Origin of the sequence: Vulcanibacillus modesticaldus, assembly GCF_001730235.1 — a bacterium.
Classification (GTDB): Bacteria; Bacillota; Bacilli; order Tepidibacillales; family Tepidibacillaceae; genus Vulcanibacillus; species Vulcanibacillus modesticaldus.
This window is the reverse complement of sequence record NZ_MIJF01000011.1, coordinates 19977-39865: the sequence shown is the minus strand read 5'-3', so window position 1 is coordinate 39865 and position 19889 is coordinate 19977. Positions and strand designations below refer to the sequence as shown.

At 32.3% G+C, this 19889-nt stretch carries 19 protein-coding genes; 4 read left to right on the top strand and 15 right to left on the bottom strand.

All coding sequences use genetic code 11. From position 1 onward, the window contains the following. Positions 1-232 precede the first annotated feature (232 nt). The 4 genes from BHF71_RS03025 to htpG form a co-directional block, all read right to left on the bottom strand. Positions 233-760: a phospholipase D-like domain-containing protein gene (locus BHF71_RS03025; RefSeq protein ID WP_069656194.1), complete on the bottom strand. Its 528-nt coding sequence runs from the start codon at positions 758-760 to the stop codon at positions 233-235. A 345-nt stretch (positions 761-1105) separates the two neighbouring features. Next, complete coding sequence (locus tag BHF71_RS03020; RefSeq protein ID WP_069656193.1) at positions 1106-1321, bottom strand: hypothetical protein; 216 nt, start codon at positions 1319-1321, stop codon at positions 1106-1108. Between the two features lie 397 nt (positions 1322-1718). Next, a complete protein-coding gene (locus tag BHF71_RS03015) occupies positions 1719-2012 on the bottom strand; it encodes a nucleotidyltransferase family protein (RefSeq protein ID WP_069656192.1) in 294 nt (97 codons plus the stop codon). A 202-nt stretch (positions 2013-2214) separates the two neighbouring features. After that, complete coding sequence (gene htpG, locus BHF71_RS03010; RefSeq protein WP_069656191.1) at positions 2215-4095, bottom strand: molecular chaperone HtpG; 1881 nt, start codon at positions 4093-4095, stop codon at positions 2215-2217. A gap of 356 nt (positions 4096-4451) precedes the next feature. Between htpG and BHF71_RS03005 the strand changes: the two genes are divergently transcribed. Continuing rightward, the gene (locus tag BHF71_RS03005) at positions 4452-6524 is read left to right on the top strand and encodes a thioredoxin domain-containing protein (protein ID WP_069656190.1); all 2073 of its coding nucleotides are present in this window, start codon (positions 4452-4454) and stop codon (positions 6522-6524) included. 85 nt (positions 6525-6609) lie between these two features. Continuing rightward, positions 6610-7161 carry a nitroreductase family protein gene (locus tag BHF71_RS03000; RefSeq protein ID WP_069656197.1) on the top strand — a complete coding sequence of 184 codons (552 nt, stop codon included), beginning with the start codon at positions 6610-6612 and terminating at the stop codon, positions 7159-7161. 38 nt (positions 7162-7199) lie between these two features. On the opposite strand, the gene BHF71_RS02995 is transcribed toward BHF71_RS03000, so the two are convergent. The 7 genes from BHF71_RS02995 to BHF71_RS02965 form a co-directional block, all read right to left on the bottom strand. Continuing rightward, positions 7200-7547 carry a hypothetical protein gene (locus tag BHF71_RS02995; RefSeq protein WP_069656189.1) on the bottom strand — a complete coding sequence of 116 codons (348 nt, stop codon included), beginning with the start codon at positions 7545-7547 and terminating at the stop codon, positions 7200-7202. Between the two features lie 181 nt (positions 7548-7728). Then, positions 7729-8511 carry a delta-lactam-biosynthetic de-N-acetylase gene (gene pdaA, locus BHF71_RS02990; RefSeq protein WP_069656188.1) on the bottom strand — a complete coding sequence of 261 codons (783 nt, stop codon included), beginning with the start codon at positions 8509-8511 and terminating at the stop codon, positions 7729-7731. Between the two features lie 86 nt (positions 8512-8597). Then, positions 8598-8825, bottom strand: coding sequence for a hypothetical protein (locus tag BHF71_RS02985; RefSeq protein WP_069656187.1), 228 nt, complete (start codon positions 8823-8825; stop codon positions 8598-8600). A 130-nt stretch (positions 8826-8955) separates the two neighbouring features. After that, positions 8956-11187 (bottom strand): ABC transporter permease, encoded by a 2232-nt coding sequence (locus tag BHF71_RS02980; RefSeq protein ID WP_069656196.1) that lies wholly within the window; start codon positions 11185-11187, stop codon positions 8956-8958. Next, positions 11187-11885: an ABC transporter ATP-binding protein gene (locus BHF71_RS02975; protein WP_069656186.1), complete on the bottom strand. Its 699-nt coding sequence runs from the start codon at positions 11883-11885 to the stop codon at positions 11187-11189. The genes BHF71_RS02980 and BHF71_RS02975 overlap by 1 nt, the downstream gene beginning before the upstream one ends. 52 nt (positions 11886-11937) lie before the next feature. Next, positions 11938-12132, bottom strand: a complete 195-nt coding sequence (locus tag BHF71_RS02970; RefSeq protein WP_069656185.1) for a hypothetical protein — start codon at positions 12130-12132, stop codon at positions 11938-11940. An 81-nt stretch (positions 12133-12213) separates the two neighbouring features. Beyond that, positions 12214-12648, bottom strand: coding sequence for an Hsp20/alpha crystallin family protein (locus BHF71_RS02965; RefSeq protein WP_069656184.1), 435 nt, complete (start codon positions 12646-12648; stop codon positions 12214-12216). 141 nt (positions 12649-12789) lie between these two features. Between BHF71_RS02965 and BHF71_RS02960 the strand changes: the two genes are divergently transcribed. Beyond that, complete coding sequence (locus tag BHF71_RS02960) at positions 12790-14178, top strand: amino acid permease (RefSeq protein WP_069656183.1); 1389 nt, start codon at positions 12790-12792, stop codon at positions 14176-14178. Positions 14179-14218: 40 nt separating this feature from the next. Here the strand turns inward: BHF71_RS02960 and BHF71_RS02955 are convergent, their stop codons facing one another. From BHF71_RS02955 to BHF71_RS02940, 4 genes are all read right to left on the bottom strand, one after another. After that, the gene (locus BHF71_RS02955; protein ID WP_218064921.1) at positions 14219-14965 is read right to left on the bottom strand and encodes an amino acid ABC transporter ATP-binding protein; all 747 of its coding nucleotides are present in this window, start codon (positions 14963-14965) and stop codon (positions 14219-14221) included. 42 nt (positions 14966-15007) lie between these two features. Beyond that, positions 15008-16210: an amino acid ABC transporter permease gene (locus BHF71_RS02950; protein ID WP_069656181.1), complete on the bottom strand. Its 1203-nt coding sequence runs from the start codon at positions 16208-16210 to the stop codon at positions 15008-15010. Positions 16211-16216: 6 nt separating this feature from the next. Next, positions 16217-17395, bottom strand: a complete 1179-nt coding sequence (locus BHF71_RS02945; protein ID WP_084024151.1) for an amino acid ABC transporter permease — start codon at positions 17393-17395, stop codon at positions 16217-16219. Between the two features lie 104 nt (positions 17396-17499). After that, positions 17500-18612 (bottom strand): amino acid ABC transporter substrate-binding protein, encoded by a 1113-nt coding sequence (locus BHF71_RS02940; RefSeq protein WP_069656179.1) that lies wholly within the window; start codon positions 18610-18612, stop codon positions 17500-17502. A gap of 337 nt (positions 18613-18949) precedes the next feature. Between BHF71_RS02940 and BHF71_RS02935 the strand changes: the two genes are divergently transcribed. Further along, complete coding sequence (locus BHF71_RS02935) at positions 18950-19867, top strand: diacylglycerol/lipid kinase family protein (RefSeq protein WP_069656178.1); 918 nt, start codon at positions 18950-18952, stop codon at positions 19865-19867. Positions 19868-19889 lie beyond the last annotated feature (22 nt).

Sequence of the window (19889 nt, the reverse complement as noted above, 5' to 3'; positions counted from 1 at the left end):
TCGCTCAATTAACAATCTTATTTACATGATTTATGCTACTGCTAATAAGTTAGATATTAATGTTAAACCTCATTAGGTTATTTTATTTCCTTTACAGCCTAATTGAACATCCTCTATCAAGGCTCAGGCAGTCAAGCGCTCTCCTTGACGGGTTGAGTCTTGATAGAGAAACTATGAATAGGCTGTAAGGTAAAAACATCTATTAACCTATTCGTATTTTCTAATACCAATACTAGATGGCGAAGAGCCTAAGTTTTTTTGTCCGAGTAAACACCCTAAATTCATCAATTAGTAATCGAAGACCACTATATTTGATAAAAGATACTAATATATCAATTCTATCAGCAGATAAGATTTCTTTCTTAAGTTCTGCAAAGAGAGAAGGCTCAACTTTTGAGCCTGTAAATAAAGAGCTTCTAGCAATAGAAGTAATTGGTCTTATCAAATTCGACTTTGACTCAAAAGGTTTAATATCTTTTACTTCCAATAGAAGCTCGCCAACTCCTTCAATCAAATAATCATTAACATCTTCATCTGCAACTATTTTTTTTAACAAATCTATCATCTGATTAAGAGCATTTACTTTATCAGTATCATCCAAATGTCTAAACTTATCGCGAATCAACCCACTTATATACTCTGCTAAAATTAAATTTTTTTCTGCTGGATCTATTGGCATTTTCTTTATAACTTTATTATCTTTTTCTAATAACTCGGAGATCATTCGATTGATTACTTGTTCATAAATTCCATTTATCATGGCAAAACACCCTTTATTCAAATAATGGTAACAATAAAGTTTTTTTAAAAAGTTGTACTCTTGTACCTAGTAACCACAGATTATTTACATATTAACATTTTTAATTTGAAAAATATGTCATATTATGTTGAACACAGTAAAATACTTTACAAGTACCTTCAATTTGTCAATCGCTGAGTTTATCTTTTAACATTACAAGCTCTTTATGCTTTAAGTGAAGTGACCTCCTAAGCCTCCAAGCTCAAGAGAGGTCTACTTCTTTAAGTAGGAAAGTAAGGCTATGATGAACATACCAAACTAGAATACCGAATATATTTTCTTAACACTTCAAATAATTTTCTTTTTTCAAAACAACTCTTGTTGTTGATACTCTTCTTCCTTATTAACCTTTTCGACAGTATATTCCAATGCTGTGATGTTGGTGATGTTCTCTTCTTTTAAGGTGTACTCTTTGCCATCCACATCCCTAATCCTAACTTTACCATCTTGCCAAAGAATAATTTTAGCTTCATAGGTAGATTTATATTTTCCCGATAACATGTACTTGATTTTGAAGATCATTTTATTACCTCCACTTATAATCGCCTAACAATTATAGATCCTTTTGATATCTTTAACTAATAGTTCTAACAATTCTTCTTGATATCCTGCTCTTTTTTCTTTTAATATTAAATCTTTTACAGCCAATAAATCTTCATCGTGAATATAATCTAAAAGACGTCTTTACTTTTAGCTTATTGAGCCTTTTAGTTAAATTGTTAATATCGATAACATTCATTTTTAAGTCTCCCACTATAAATTATTTTTCTAGCTTCTTCTGAGATTTTATAAGAATTGATCAACAACTATCTAAAGAGAGATATTACGTGTCACTGGGATTATATGTAATTTATGCTTAGCTTAAATTCATTATATTATTATTAAAAAAGCCACTTTCAAGAAAATAACTTGAAAGTGGCTAGGCATATTTAACACTTCCCAAAATACTTTGTTTTAAATCAGGTTTTATTGATTCAGCAATCACCAAATCAATTTCCTTTTTAAATAATTCTTCTAATTCAAACTTAAGATCCATATAATTATCGAACGTTTTCTGTCCTGCTTCAAATTCTACGATCAAATCAATATCACTTTCGTTAGTTTGTTCATTTCGTAAGTATGATCCAAATAACCCAATTTTTTTTACTCCATATTTTTTAATCGTGTCCTTATTGTCTGATAAGATTTTGAGTATTTTTTTTTCGTCTAACATAATAATCAGTCCTTTATATAGAAAAATATACCATATATATTTATTGTAACCTATATTTTATCAAGTTAAAATACCCATTATACCGTTTGCCCTTATTAATTAAAAAAAGGGAGTGTCACAAAACTACTTTAGGTAGTTAGCGACTCTCCCTTCATTTGACATCTAACAACAAATCCATCGTTAAATATAGATCATTAAATACTTAAACCATCAATTTAGAGATATTATTTGTAAATTCCACTGGATCTTCAATAGGTAAACCTTCAATAAGAAGAGCCTGGTTATATAAAAGGTCAGTGTATAAATTGAACTTATCTTGATCTGATTCATAAGCATCTTTTAAGGCCTTAAATACATCATGATTAATGTTGATTTCTAAAACCTTTTCTGCTTTTATATTCTGGTTATTAGGCAAGGAGTTTAATATCTTCTCCATCTCAATTGTTAACTCACCATCGTTTGCTAGACAAACTGGGTAGTTCTTTAATCTTTTAGATATTCTTACATCTTTCACTTTATTTGAGAGAAGTTCCTTCATTTTTTCCAATAGTTCTTTATTTTCCTTCTCATCGGATTTAGATGAATCTTCATTTTCATCGGTTTCTAAGCCTAAATCACTACTTGATACAGACCTAAATTCCTTACCTTTGTAATTCATCATCATATTAATCGCAAATTCATCTATATCTTCTGTAAAGTACAATATTTCAAATCCTTTATCTAAAACTAGCTCTGTTTGAGGCATCTTTGCAATTTTCTCTATTGATTCTCCAGAAGCATAATAAATATACTTTTGCTCTTCTGGCATTCTAGACACGTATTCGTCTAAAGTAACCATCTTCTTCTCTTTTGATGAGTAGAAAATTAATAGATCTTGTAAGAACTCTTTATTAGTTCCAAAATCACTATAGATGCCGTATTTTAGTTGTCTTCCAAAGGATTTGAAGAACTCTTCATATTTCTCTCTATCATCTTTTAATAAGTTTTCTAACTCACTTTTAATTTTATTCTTGATGTTTTTAGCGATAAGTTTTAACTGGCGATCATGCTGCAGCATCTCTCTAGAAATATTGAGAGATAGGTCTTCTGAATCCACTATTCCTTTGACGAAGGCAAAATAGTCTGGTAATAAATCCGCGCATTTTTCTTTAATCAATACGCCGTTTGAATAAAGCTCTAAACCTTTTTCATATTCTTTGGTGTAGAAATCAAATGGTGGCTTTTCAGGAATGTATAGGATTGCTTTATAACTTAACATTCCGTCAACACTGAGATGAATATGTTTGATAGGTTTATCAAAGCCAAAATGCTTTTCAGCATAGAAGTTATCATAATCTTCTTTAGTTAACTCATTTTTATTCTTTCGCCAGATTGGAACCATGCTATTTATAACTTGTTCTTCAGTATATTCCTCATATTCATTTTCACTACCCTCTTTAAGTCTAGTGCTAGTAATATCCATCTTAATAGGGTATCTGATAAAGTCAGAGTATTTCTTAATGATAGATTTAAGTCTGTATTCCTCTAAATACTCATCATAGTTTTCTTCTTCTGTGTTTTCTTTTATTTTGAGGATGATATCTGTACCAAAAGAGTCTTTTTCCCATGGTTCGATGGTATAACCGTCTACTCCCTTAGATTCCCACTTATAAGCTTCATCGCTACCAAAAGCTTTACTAATAACAGTAACTGTCTCAGCAACCATAAATGCAGAGTAGAATCCCACACCGAACTGCCCGATAATCTCGTGACCATCCTTTAATTCGTTTTCATTTTTAAAGGCAAAAGATCCGCTATTTGCAATAATTCCAAGATTTTCATCAAGTTCTTCTTTGGTCATTCCAATGCCAGTATCAGATATTTTCAATACTCTATTTGTTTTATCGGGTACTATTTTTATGTAGTAGTCATCCTTATTGAAGGTCAATGAATCGTCTGTTAAAGTTTTGTAGTATATTTTATCTATCGCATCACTGGCATTAGAAATAAGTTCTCTTAAGAAAATTTCTTTATTCGTATAAATTGAGTTGATTACTAGATCTAAGAGTCTTTTAGATTCGGCTTTAAACTGCTTCTTTACCATGTTAATCTCACCTTTCGTAGTAAAATTATAATGTATTAACTTAATTTAAGAATTAAATACCAAAGATATTAGCACTCAAGTTACATGAGTGCTAATAGATCTATTTTTATTTAACACACTTCAAATCGAAATGTCAATATGTCCCACTGAAATCAGATGCGATACAAACGGGTTATCCTACCCTTTTATAAATCTTTACCGTTATCTAGATATAACAATTTTAAATTTTTGAATGTCAAACTTTAAAAAAAGGTAAGCTATACTGTGTAACCTAGTTAAAATAATCCAGATCAAATCTTTAAATCTGCTTTATTTTCTATATAATGAACAATAACTTAACGAAGGAAGTGTAATTTGTGAAAGATCATAAAAATCCCAAATATACAAACCGACTAATCAATGAAAAATCACCTTACTTATTACAACACGCACATAACCCAGTTGACTGGTATCCTTGGGGACCAGAAGCTTTCCAAAAAGCTAAACGTGAAGATAAGCCTATCTTTTTATCAATTGGTTATTCAACCTGTCATTGGTGCCATGTCATGGAACGGGAGTCATTTGAGGATGTAGAAGTATCTGAGTATTTGAATAAACATTACATAGCAATTAAAGTTGATCGTGAGGAAAGGCCAGATATTGATCACATATACATGGAGGTATGCCAGGCCATGACTGGACACGGAGGATGGCCATTAACCATTATTATGACACCAGATCAAAAGCCTTTCTTTTCTGGCACCTATTTTCCTAAAAGAAGTAAATATGGTCGTCCGGGTTTAATGGATGTTCTTACGCAAATTAATGAATTGTGGGAAAACGATCGTAGTAAAATTGCAGAAATCAGCCAGAATATCACTGAGTTCCTTCAACCTAAACCAGATTCAAAAGGAAATGAAGTTCTAACTGCGGACATTTTTAAGGATGCAACCAATCTTTTTGAAAGGAACTTTGATGAGACCTTTGGAGGATTTGGTACAGAACCTAAATTCCCTACACCACACAATTATATGTTCTTACTTAGAGAGTGGAAGCGAACTGATATTGATAAAGCTCTGGAAATGGTCAAATCTTCATTAAAAGCAATGCATCAAGGAGGCATCTATGATCATATTGGATGGGGTTTTTCAAGATATTCAGTTGACAAAGAATGGCTTGTACCCCATTTTGAAAAAATGTTGTATGACAATGCTTTATTAGCTCATGCCTATTTAGAAACCTACCAAGCCACACAGGATAACTACTTTGCTGAGGTAGCCAAACAAATATTCTCTTATGTTAAAAGGGTTATGACTTCTCCAGAGGGCGGCTTTTACTCTGCAGAAGATGCCGATTCTGAAGGTGTTGAAGGGAAGTTTTATGTTTGGAGTAAAGATGAAATTATTGATATTCTCGGAAAAGAAGATGGAGAATTAATTTGTGAGGTATACGGGGTTACCGAAAAAGGAAATTTTGAAGGAAAAAATATTCTTAACCTTATTAACCGTCAAGTAGAAAGTATTGCCAAGAGAAAGGGAATGACCGTTGATGAGTTAAATCTAATGATGGAAAAATCAAGACAAAAGTTATTTGCTTACCGCGAACAGCGAATTCATCCCCATAAAGACGATAAAATACTTACCTCTTGGAACGGCTTAATGATTTCAGCATTGGCTAAAGGTTATGCAGTTTTACAAGACCAAGAATATTTAGAAATGGCCAATAATGCTGTTGAATTTATTGAACAAAGGCTTGTTAATGCTCAAGGTAGAATTCTAGCAAGGTATCGTGATGGACATTCAGATTTTTTAGGATACCTTGATGACTACGCTTTTTATATTTGGGGACTTCATGAGTTATTTATGGCTTCAGGAGAACCAAAATATTTAGCACATGCAAAGAAACTGCTAGATGATACGATCACTCTTTTTTGGGATAATGACAATGGGGGTTTTTACTTCTATGGCTCGGATAGTGAAATACTATTAACTCGGCCAAAACAAATATATGATGGGGCTATTCCCTCTGGAAACTCTGTGATGCTTTTAAATCTAATCCGTCATATTCGTCTTACTGGTGAATCTAAATATGAAACTTATCTCGACAAACTGATTGAAGCCTTTTCCGATCAGATTGTAAAATATCCTGCTGGTTATTCCTTCTTCCTATTAGCTCTCCAAATGGTATTTGGGTCTAGTATGGAAATTGTTATTGTCGAAGGTGAAAATACTGATGAGTTTACAAAGCTGAAGAGAAAAGTATTAACCAGCTTTTTACCATTTGCAGTTTTTATCCAAAAAAGAAAAGAGAATAAAGATGAACTAAATAGATTAATTCCTGTTCACTCTGACAAAGATGTGGTTAACGAACAATCATCCTTATATTTTTGTGAAAACTTTACATGCCATAAACCAATTAGATCTACTGAAGAGATAAACTTTTTAAAATAACTGGGGCTTCATGATTGCTAACCTTGAATTTTTTCCAACATTAAGATATTTTAGATGTAACAAATTTAATTATGAGGTGATTAATTTGTTAGAATTACTGAAAAAAAGGCGAAGTATCCGGAAATTTAAAAAAGATAAAGTTCCAAATGACTTGATAAATCAAATTATCCAAGCAGCATTGCTATCTCCTTCATCGCGAAAAATTAACCCTTGGGAATTTATCGTCGTAGATGATGAAAATTATTTAGAAAAACTTTCTCACTCCAAAATCCATGGATCTCATTTTTTAAAGAATGCTCCACTTGGGATTGTTGTTGTTGCTGATGAGAACAAAAGTGACGTCTGGATAGAAGATACCTCTATCTCTTCGATTATTATCCAACTAACAGCTCATTCCTTAGGTTTAGGATCTTGTTGGATACAAATAAGAAATAGAATGAATAGCGAAAACCAAACAGCCGAGGATTATATTAAGAATTTGTTAGCTATTCCGGATAATTATAAAGTGGAGTCAATTATTGCTATTGGTTATCCAGATGAAAATAAACCTCCCCATACAGAAAAAGAACTACAATTTGAAAAAGTTCATTTAAATAAATTTAATAAGCCTTTTTTTAGTACTTCGGACGAACAATAACTTTTAACTGAAGCTTCATCCCTTTGAGAAGGTTTTTATTATGATAAGAAATAACTAATTACCAATAAAACTATACCAACCAAGTACATGAATGTTGAAAAATTAAAAAAAGATGACCCTAATTCTGGGACTTCATTGTGTTTATCTTGAGTAATTAATGATACTGCACTATTAAAATAGCTATATTTACTCTGTTCTGAATAACTAATAAAATTAAGAGTTCCAATTATAAAATAAACAAAAAATCCATAGAACAAGTATGTAACGAAAGTTTCAAATGATTCTTGTTTATACCAAACATATAGCCAAATTAGAGCTATACTAATCAAACTAACTATTCCTGCCAATATTAGAAAACGAGTCAACTTTTTAACAAAAGTATTCATAATATCCCCCTCTAAATCTCAAATTCCCCATATCAAACTTCTAAATATATGGTTCAAATAAATTCGAAAGGCACAGTTCACCCTCCAAAAGAAAGACTAGGAGGTTTCCATGTGCCTTTTTCCTAAATTCCCTAGTAATATACTATCATATTATTTGAAAATTATGTTAATATTTTTCTGCTTAATTGTAAGTTTTTACTTGCATCTGGTCAAGACTCTTGAATTCATAACCTTGTTTTCTGGCGTCGTCAATTATTTTTGCTAAAGCCTCCGTATTATCTTTAGAAACAGTATGAAGTAAAATTACAGCACCGGGATGAAGTTGTGACATTACTTTATCATATGCATACTTCCACCCTTTTTGCCGATTAGGATCCCAATCCATATAGGCGATTGACCAAAAGACATTGGTATAATTAAGTTGCTTACTGACTGACAATAATCTTTCGTTAAAAATACCCCTTGGTGGACGTAAATATTTCATCTCTAATTGTCCTGTTAGTTTAAAGACTTCATTGCTAACTTTATTTAGTTCTTCCTCTATTTTTTTATCCGAAATTCGTGTCATATCCGGATGAGACCAGGAATGATTACCAATGATATGCCCTTCACTCGCCATTCTTATTACTAATTCGGGCTGGCTCTTAACATAATGGCCTGTTACAAAAAAGATAGCTGGTACCTGTTTTTCCTTTAAAACATCTAAAATCTTACTAGTGTATCCATTCTCATATCCATTATCAAAGGTCAGGTAAAGCTCCTTTTTTTTAGTATCGCCCAAAAAAATAGCTCCATATTTTTCTAGAATATCTTTAAAACCTTCTTGAGCAATTGAGGCAAGATTCCCGTTTTTACTCTTCTTAAAACCAAAGTGAAACACTGTATTTGCACAAGCTTGAGTTATATTTAACGAAAATAAGACAACAGTCAATGTGATTACTGCTAAAAATATTTTGCGCTTCATGATGATCACTCCTTGATGTGCTATATGCTTCAAATATTTCTAACAATAATATTTCACTTCGAAAGATAATTATCCAAAAAAATATTTTATTTTACAGATTTACGTATTTCATCGATAATTTCTTCTATCTGTTCTTTATATGCTTCTGGAGCATAAAGATCACCAAAACCTTTTTGAACTTGAAATAAGCTTCCATAAGCTTCATCGTGAAAAGAACGAATGTAATATGGTATTTTGTTCACAGTCAAAATATCTTCAACAATTTGCGCTTCGATTTCATTTTCAATTGCAGTGACTTTAATATAATTATCCATGGTCACACCTCCTAAATTAATTTTTTCTTATTTTCTATCTTATCGTATAATTTTTGAAAATAATAGTAGGTCATCTTTCACAAAAAAGCATAATCCAATTTATAAATGTTTTGGACTATGCTTCATTCTATTACTCTGCCTTTGATTTTAAAGTATCGACCATGGAAATTTTGTTTATTTTTCCTTTATTTAAGAACTTGGAAATCTGATAAGTTAGTATGATAACAACAAAACCAATTACCATATTGATTTCATCTAATTTTACCGGAAAACTAAAATTCATTTCAGCGGTGATTGCGTTGAAATATTGTTCTAGAGAAACAAATAATAACGGTATAGAAATTAGAAAACCAATAATCACAAGAATTGTATTGCTATTTAGAATCAATGAATAAAGTTCTCTTTGTTGGTATCCTAAAATTTTTAATAATGAAATATTCTTTTTATTTTCTTCAATAACTAAAGAAGTTACTACATAAATCACTATTAAGCCGATTATGAAAGCTGTAAAACCAATTACTCCAATCATATAACGTAAGGGTTTAATCAAGATATTATAGCTATTAATTATATCTTCTTTACTCGTATAAGAAAGTAATATTGATTCATCTATATTCAGCCATTCTTTTGAAATTACCTCTACGAAACTTCCTTTAGGCAAATCATTAAGTTTATTAAACTCATCCAATGGCATATAGATTACATCTGCCAAGTATGAATCAGCAATTTTATTAATTGTAATTGAAAATTTTTTCTCATTAAGCTTGTTTTCAACCGAAATTCTGTCTCCCACTTTAAGTTTCATTTTATCTGCTAACGACTTGGTAATAATCGTTTGGTCCAAGGAAAGCTTATTACCATTTTGATCGGTAAATGTAATCAAACTAGCATCTTTTTCAATGCCATAAATAACAAATGTTTTTTCTCCATTTTTAAATTCTTGTGAAGTATATGGGGCTAAATTTAGTTTTTCTCCTCCGATGTCATCCGAAAACTGCATAGTATTAAAGATATAGTCATAATTGTATTGGTAGATATCTTTATAATTTTTCTCAATCAGATAATCCATTGAATCCTTTGTTGCAAACCCCACTAGCAATAACATCGTAGCAAATGCGATACCAGCAACCATCAAAATTGTTCGCGGAATATTCCTTACTATTTCTCTTATTTTAAATTTTGTTGAAAACCTAAACCGATTTAAGTGCAAACGTCGTTCAATAAAGTTTATTTTAACTTTATTACCTCCACCCCGCATTAATTCTAGTGGAGGCTTCTTTAATATCCGATTTATGATAAATATAGTCGAAGGAATTAAAAAAGCAAGTGGTAAAAATAAACTTAGAACAACATATGTCAGTTCAAATTTAGTCGTAATGACAGGCAAATTATAAAAAGCAGCAAATAATTCTATCATTGGCTTAACTAATAACAAACCGATTATCGTCCCAATAATTCCCCCAACTAAAGAAATGATTAAAGGATAGCTTAGATAATGATTTAAGATTTCTTTTTTGCGATATCCTAAAGTATATAATGTTCCAATTTCTGTATATTCCGTTTTCAATAGCCTCCATAAGATAATAGAAACAAGTAAAATTGTTAAAATCAAAATTGCGACAGGTAAAATTCTTCCCATTTGGATTGCGCTATTAACGTCACCATCAACAAAGGTAATCCGATTGTTATCTTCTTTATCTAACCAATTAATAATAATATTATTCCTCGTTAAGTAATTCTTAAATTGGCTTTTGTTAGAGTCTAAAAACTTTACACTATAAAAAGTTAATCCATTTTGAAATTTAGAAAAGTCATTTTTTGCAATAACTGCCACTCCAAAGGTTTCAGGGTTTTTCAACATATCACTTACGGATTTTAATGGATAAATATAGTCTGGTGTCGACATAAAACCAACAATTGTAAATAAATTATTTTCGAGCATCAGCTCATCATTAATATCTAAATCATGAGCCTTGGCAAAAGCTTGATCGATCAATATTTCTCGTGACTTTTGCAGAAGATGACCTTTAACAACAGCATATTTATCGACCTTTTTAGTTTCAGATAATATTCTTAAAGTTGCTTGCTCATCAAATTTATAATCATATTGTTTTCGTTCTTCTAATATTAATTGAAATTTCTCTTCTAACTCAGCTACATTATCAATTTTATTCTGGGTAATAAATGATGCATCTTCAACAACATTATTAACTCTAAATACTGCTAAGTTATCCTGAATATTTACACCCGAAATATTTAAGGCTGTAAATAATAAGGAACTGATAATAATTAATAAAATCGAACCAATATACTGGGCTTTATGCTCAAGTAAGGTTCTTGTAATCTTTTTATGTAGAACCATTACCATTCAACCCTTTCTGCTGGTAAAATATTGTCATTGTATTTATTTTCAATAATTTCACCACTTCTTAAGCGAACAATCCGATTAGCTATTCCACTAATCGCCGTATTATGGGTAATAATTAAAATTGTTGTATTATATTTTTTATTTATGTCTGTCAATAATTTTAGGATTTCAATCGCATTATTATAATCTAAAGCTCCTGTAGGTTCATCACAAAGTAATAGTTTAGGCTTTTTGATAATTGCTCTAGCAATCGAAACACGTTGCTGTTGGCCACCACTAAGTTCCTTTGGAAATCTATCCTTTAAATCAAGTAAACCAACTGCATCAAGAACTTCCTCAACTTTCATTGGGTTTTTACTAATATTGGCTGCAACTTCAACATTCTCATATACAGTTAAATTCGGAATCAAATTGTAAAATTGAAAGATAAAGCCTACCTCTTCGCGACGATAATTTGTCAATTCACGATCATTTAACTCCGTAATATCTTTTCCATCTACAAATATTGCACCATTATCGGTTATATCTATTCCACCGATAACATTTAACAATGTTGATTTACCTGATCCCGAAGGTCCTAAAATAACACCAATATTGCCCTTTTCAAGCGAAAAATTAATGTTTGCTAAAGCCTTGAAAGAAACGTCACCAGTTTTATAGGTCTTGTTTACATTTGTTAATTCTAAAAACATTTTCACCTCTCCTTTATCTCAGTAGAGTCACGTTAATTACTTTTGTCTATATCTAAAATAATAATTTAACCTGTTGCATTATTTTTTTCATAGTATCTTCTATCGTTACATCTTCCTGAAAGAAATAAAAGACTTCAGATTTTTCTGCCACCTCCTTGATTGTGGTATTTAAGGTATTGTCAAAATAATTTCGTAACCAATCAATATTATTAACGGTAATGTCAATATAAGTTACCCAATATTTCATGGTTAAAATGTTATCTTAAGCGGATAAATTTTACAATACAAAAAAAGCACTAAATAGGCAATTCCTATTTAGTGCTTCAGCTTAATGAAACTCAATATCTATTTTTCGACTCTTTTCAGATGGTTTCTTAGGTATACTAATTTCTAAAACACCATTTTTATATGTGGCTTTAATCATGTCAGGATCAACATCTGATGGTAACGTTATCGACCTTTGGAAACTGCCATAAAAACGCTCTTTCCTATGCAAATGCTCTTCTTTGATTTCATTAGCCCTTTTAATATTTCCTTTAATCGATAACAGATTACCATCAACTTCAATTTTAACATCTTCTTTATTTTCCAGTCCTGGAAGATCACATTGTACAACAACTTTATTATCCGCCTCGTACATATCAATCCGCGGGATGGCTAAACGGTTATAAAAATCATTGAGAAAATTATTTGCGAAAAATTTATCGAATTCTTTTCGCATATTTTCTAAATGTCGAATAGGTTCATAAGGAATTAGACTCATTAAAATTCCTCCCCTAAATTTTTTTCCGTAATATATTTTTATCAGTTTGTTAATTTTTATGTAATGCTATGTTTAAATATCTTCTTAAAGATCGGGTAATACTATCAATGAATTTTCATTCTTGTTTATGGAGGATTAATCATGTCCAAACACGGTGAACTTACTGTATGGCATTTAACAATGTTGGCGCTAGGAACTGTGATTGGTGGGTCTTTTTTTCTTGGATCGTCAATTGCAATAAAAACAGCAGGACCCGGAATTCTTATTTCTTATTTATTTGGAGGTTTATTAGTCTATATTATCTTAACAGCGTTATCCGAGATGACAGTTGCAAAACAATCTCCTGGCTCGTTTAGAACTTTTGCTGAACAAATGTATGGACCATTAGTAGGCTTTGTCATTGGATGGGTTTATTGGACAGGCTTAACACTTGCAATGTCAAGTGAGGCAACAGCAGTATCGGTTTTTCTTCGCACTTGGATACCTAATCTATCGATCCCACTTATGGCATCTTTGATTATTGTCGGAGTAACATTGCTGAATTTATTAGGAGCTAAATTACTTACAACTCTTGAAAGTGGTTTAGCATTGATAAAAATATCGGCAATTGTAGGTTTTATTATCCTAGCTTTTGCATTTATCACGGGATTAATTCCCAATAAGCCTGCATTGGGGCTTGGCGAGCTTGCTTCCGAACCACTTTTTCCAAGAGGAATATCCGGGATAGCAGGAAGTATGTTAATCGTTATGTTTACCTATGCAGGATTTGAAATTATTGGCTTAGCTGCTCCAGAAGCCAAAAATCCTACATATACAATTCCGCGAGCAATATTTTATACGGTTTTAGGCTTAGTCGGACTATATTCGATTGCCATTATTGTACTTCTTCCATTAGTACCTACTTCTGAATTAACAGAAGAAGTAAGTCCGTTAATTGCTGGATTACAAAGGGTTGGACTAAGATGGGCATCAGGGTTAATGAACGCTGTCTTAATCATAGCTATTTTATCAACAATGCTCGCTGCCATGTTTGGGATGGGTAGAATGGTGCGTTCATTAGCAGAAAAGGGCTACGCTCCATCATGGTTAAAAGACAAACAAGATGTTCCCAAAAGAGGAATTCTTTTTTCAGGTGTTGGTATGCTTGTTGGTGTTGGCTTAGCTTATATACTGCCTAGTGAGATTTATTTGTTTTTAGTTAGTTCAGGTGGCTTTTCCTTACTATTTGCGTATGTAATTATTATGGCAACTCATTTTAAGTTCAGGAGAATTAATGGCTGTCCCCCAAAGGGTAATTGTCAACTTTTTGCATATCCATATACAACATTATTTGCATTAGTAGCACTAATAATAATTATTATTAGTATGCCACTGATTCCCGGACAGGGTTCGGGTCTATTTGCCGGTTTAATACTGGTAGCAGTTTATTCAATATCGTATATGATTATTAGAGCTAGATCATTATTAAAAGCAAATAAAGAAATTTCTTTAAAATCAATAATCGGCTTTGATGAAATTGATCCAGATTAAAATCCGATTAAAAAGACCTGCTGTAATCAGCAGGTATAATTTAAAGAATTTGTGATAGGAACAACTTTGTTCTTTCATGTTTCGGGTTATCAAATAATTCAGTAGGTGTACCGGTTTCGATAATTTCTCCGTTATCAAAAAAGACAATCCGATCTGCGACCTCACGTGCAAACCCCATTTCATGGGTTACGACTAACATTGTCATCCCAGATTTCGCAAGTTCTTTCATTACATCAAGTACTTCCTTAATCATCTCTGGATCTAGAGCTGAGGTTGGTTCATCAAACAACATAATTTTTGGCTGCATTGCAAGCGCTCTAGCAATTGCAACCCGCTGTTGTTGCCCTCCAGATAACTGACCCGGATATTTATGAGCTTGGTCGTGAATACCTACACGTTCTAGCAAATTTAGGGCAATTTCTTCAGCTTTTGCTTTTGGCCATTTTCTAACCCACATTGGTGCAAGTGTAATATTTTTTAAGATAGTCATATGGGGGAATAAATTAAACGATTGAAAAACCATTCCTGTTTCCTTTCTAATCGCTTCAACATCTGCAACATCATGTGATAAATTTATCCCATCAACATATATTTCACCTTTTTGAATCTCTTCAAGTCCATTAATTGTTCTGATAAACGTTGATTTACCTGAACCGGATGGTCCTAAAATAACAACTACTTCACCTTGTTTAACGGTTAACGAAACATTTTTTAATACGTGTAATTTTCCAAACCATTTATTTATATTATTACAAATAATAATATCCTTTTTTTCTTGAAGAGGCATCTCCTCTTTAACTTCTTGTAACATCTGTTTCCCTCCTCACAGTTAATATCTTTCTCCAACACCTAGTGATTCTTCTAATTTTCTACTAGCGAAAGACATAGAATAACTAAATATCCAATAAATCAAAGCGATAAACAGGAAAACTTCCATTTGTTTACCTAAGAAATCTGGATTAGCAACTATCGTTTTTGCTATCCCTAATAAATCAATTAAACCAACGATAGCAACTAATGACGTATCTTTAAACATCGCAATAAATTGTCCTACAATAGCTGGAATAACAGCCCGTAATGCTTGTGGTAAAATGATAAATGCCATAGTGTAAACTGAGTTTAAACCTAAAGCTTTTGCTGCCTCAAATTGTCCACGATTGATAGATTGTAAACCACCGCGCACGTTCTCTGCAACATAAGCAGCAGAAAACATCGTCGCTCCGATCATTACTCTAATTACGTTATTAATTTCTATTCCTTCAGACAAAAATAACGGAACCATCAATTGAGCCATAAATAGGACTGTAATTAGGGGTATTCCACGGATTAATTCGATATATGCGATACTAAACCAGCGAATAACTGGCAACTTGCTGATTCTACCTAACGCTAACAAAACACCAAGTGGAAATGAAACTACTATCGCAACAACAGCTATCAAAATTGTTAATAATAAGCCACCCCATAAATTTGTAGAGACTGGTGCTAACAGATTAAAACCATTTATTAAAATTAAGATTATTGGAAAGGATAAAAACCAGCCAACTACTGTAATAACCTTATTTTTTGGTAATTTATTTATGAAAAAATAACCTAAATAAAGAGATATAATATTAATAACTAACCATAATTTTGCAGAGAGTGGAATAAAAGGCAAAAGTGTGATTAGTAAAAATACTATTGATAAAAAGATCGTTAACTTCCAAACAGTACCCTTCCATATTCCAGCAGTAAAACCAAATAACAATGTTACGATAGTTAAACTTAGCCAAATCCGCCAAAGTTGTTCTAGTGGATATTGCCCGACAAAAAATAGACGAAAATTTGAGCTAACTACTTGCCAATCAGCCGAATAAATAATCCAAGTTAATATGCCTTTAACGATAAAATATATAATAGTTGCAAAAATTATCGTTACTAACGTATTTATCCAACTGCTAAATAAATTTTCTTTCAACCATCCTCTTACTCCTATATTTGCAGCAGGTGGAGCCATTTCCATTTGTGGGTTAATTTTATTTTCTGTTTGCATAAATGATCACCTCTCTACCAACTGAGTATGTTTATTAAACATATTCATAATGAATGAAGTAAATAGACTCATAGCTAAATAAACTAAGATCATCACTGTGATCATTTCAACAGCTCTACCTGTCTGGTTTAACACTGTACCCCCGACGCTAACTAAATCAGGGTAGCCAATCGCAACCGCCAAACTGGAGTTTTTAGCTAAATTTAAATACTGGCTTGTTACCGGTGGAATGATAACTCTTATTGCTTGCGGGAAAATTACAAGTCTCAAAGTCGTAGAGTTTTTAAGTCCCAACGCTTTTGCTGCTTCAATTTGTCCCTTGGATACAGACAGAATTCCCCCACGTACTATTTCACCAATATACGTAGCCGTGTAAAGTACTAAACCCACTAAAATTGCTGAAAATTCAGGGGTTATGATATATCCACCTTGGAAATTAAATTTTCCTAATGTAGGATAAACAATATTTACCGGAGCCTGCCTTGTTACAAAAAAAGCAACTATTAGCGCCAAGAAAAAAGACCCAATTGACCAAAATAGAGGATATTTCCTCTTTCCTGATGAAATCTGAGCTTTTAATTTAACTTTCCAAGAGATGATCGCTAATAAAATACCAATAATAAAAAAGATAATCCATAAATACAAACTTGGATTTGCTTCAAACCAAGGTATTGCCGTTCCCCGATTACTTAGATAAATTCCTCCTGGTAATTTGATACTTTCTTTTACTTTTGGTAACTCTAAAAAAACAGCGAAGTACCAAATAAAAATCTGTACCAATAAAGGCGTGTTTCGAATGATTTCAATATACAAGCTAGCAAATTGCTTAGCCAGCCAGTTATTCGAAATTCTAGCAATGCCAATAAACGTTCCTAAAATTGACGCAAAAAATATACCGATTATGGATACCTTAATCGTATTTAAGATCCCTACCACAATCGCTCTTCCATAACTATCGGATGGTGAATACTCTATTAAAGATTCGCCGATAGAAAATGAAGCTGGATTTTTCAGAAATGAAAACCCTAGCTTGATACCAATCCGATCCAGCCCCGCAATTGCATTAGAAAAAAAATAGAAACCTGCTGAAAAAACTATTATAACAAATAGCATTTGTAGTAAGATGGGGATAATTCGATTATCTCTCCAAAACGGTATTGTTATCAGTTGTTTATTATTTTTCATGTACTGTTCACCTCGTAACTGCATTTTTGCTACGAATATTTTTAAAAGGGCCTGCCCTTTAAATCAGGATAACAGGCCCATAACTTTTAGAAAAAATTAAAATACTAGCGGAATGGAGGTGAATACAATAATCCTCCGTTCGTCCATAAGTCATTTAATCCTCGGTCCATGTTAAAAATTGTATCTGGTCCAAGATGACGATTATATATTTCCCCATAGTTACCTACAGCCTTAATAACTCTTACTGCAAAATCTTTAGTTAAACCTAATTGCTCACCTAAATCACCATCTACTCCAAGAAAACGACGTACAACTGGATCATCACTATTCATAAACGAATCAATATTGTCTTGGGTAATACCTAATTCTTCGGCCTCAATTGTTGCAAAGACAACCCATTTAACAATATCGAACCACTGATCATCACCGTGAAGCACAACCGGACCTAAAGGTTCTTTGGAAAGAGTTTCTTTCAATATTTTGTGAGCAGAAGGATCGCTTAAAGTAGATTGACGAGAAACTAATCCAGACTTGTCAGTTGTCCAAGCATCAAGACTACCCTTTTCGTACGCTGCAACCATAGCGTTACTGTCTTCAAATACTACAGGTTCATATTTGATTCCAAGTTTTCGGAATTGATCTGCTAGATTTAATTCGGTAGTGGTTCCTGTTTCCACACCGATTCGTGCTCCTTCTAAATCTTTAAGACTATTAATTCCACTATCTTTTCGAACCATAATACCTTGACCATCATAGAAGGTTGTTGGTGCGAAATTAGTTCCTAGTTGAGTATCCCGCGAGATCGTCCAAGTAGTATTTCTGATTAATACATCGATCTCTCCGGTTTGTAATGCTGTAAAGCGTTCTTGTGCTGATAAGGGTCTAAACTCAACTGCATCAGGATCATTAAATATTGCTGCTGCAAGTGCCCTAGCAAAATCAACATCAAAACCAGTATATTTCCCGTTAGAATCTACATAACCAAAGCCTGGTAATTTACCGTTTACTCCTACTATAACTTTTCCTCTGTTCTTCACTTTTTCTAACGTGCTAATTTTTGTTGGCGCAGAACTATTTGCACTTGATGCATCACTAGAATCGCTAGAATTAGTTGTTGTAGGTTGATCATTTGTCTCTTTACTACCGCACCCAGTTAAAGCAAATGAAAATACTAATATGAGACCTAATAAAAGTAATAGAATTGATTTTTTTTTCATTAATCTACCTCCATTAAATGAATAATTATAATCATGACTATTAAAAATATTAATTTCTTAATAGTCACAATTGTTTAACAATTATAACTAATTCTACTATATATTTTGATAAATTTCAATATCTTAATGTGGTAAATTGCAAAATAATTAAAGTTTTAGATTTTTAAAATTTAAGGACTTGTATATATATACAAATTTAACCTGTTCGAAAACCGGATTTATGCTCGTTAAGATATAAATTGATATATTGGTAGATTTACATTGCTTGATTTTAAGCTATAGATTACTATATAAATATCTATAATTTTCTGAAATATAATAGATAGGAGGTGTATAGATGTATCATTTTATAGTTAATCCAATCGCAAAAGGCGGAAAATTAAAAAAAGATTGGATTACTTTGGAACGTGTTATAGTCGATAAACTACCCGATTTTACTGTTCATTTCACAGAATATCCTGGCCATGCCACAGAAATTGCCAAGGAGTTAACAAATACCGACTCACCCGTCTCTCTAGTCGCTGTTGGTGGTGATGGAACGGTTAATGAAGTTATTAATGGAATAATCAATTTTAAATCTACTTCATTTGGATATATTCCTTATGGTTCTGGAATGGATTTTGCTAGAGGGAATGGAATTCCACTTGACCCAATCCAAGCTATTGATAAAATTGTAAAAGGCAGAAAGAAGAATATAAAGTATAGCATAATACTGGGAGATAACACGATTAGTCGTAGATTTGCAAGTAATTGTGGTATTGGTTTTGATGCTGAAGTAGCATATGAAGCGAATATCGAAAAAATCCGGGTAAAAAAATTCTTTAATAAATTCAACCTTGGAACTTTAACATACGTTTTTTTTGTAATTAAACAGCTTTTTTCTTTTAAACGCTTAAAACTCACTATAAAAATTGATGATGATCAGTACGACTATCACAATAGTTGGTTTATCACCTTTTCCAATAATCCCTATGCTGGTGGAGGTATGATCATGAATCCCAACGCCGACCCACAAGAGGAAATTTTAGATGCAATTGTGGTCTATGGGATAAATAGAAAAAAAATTCTGGCATTATTTCCTACAATTTTTAAAGGAACTCATATTAATTATTCTGGTGTTAAGTTAGTTAGGGGAAATAAGTATCTAGTAAACAGTGATTCCAAGGTTAGTATTCATGTAGATGGTGAAGTGGTGGGAAAATTTACAACCTTTGAAGTACGCCTCTCTGATGAATGGTTAACGATATACGCATAAATAAGGCTACCTATCAAGGTAG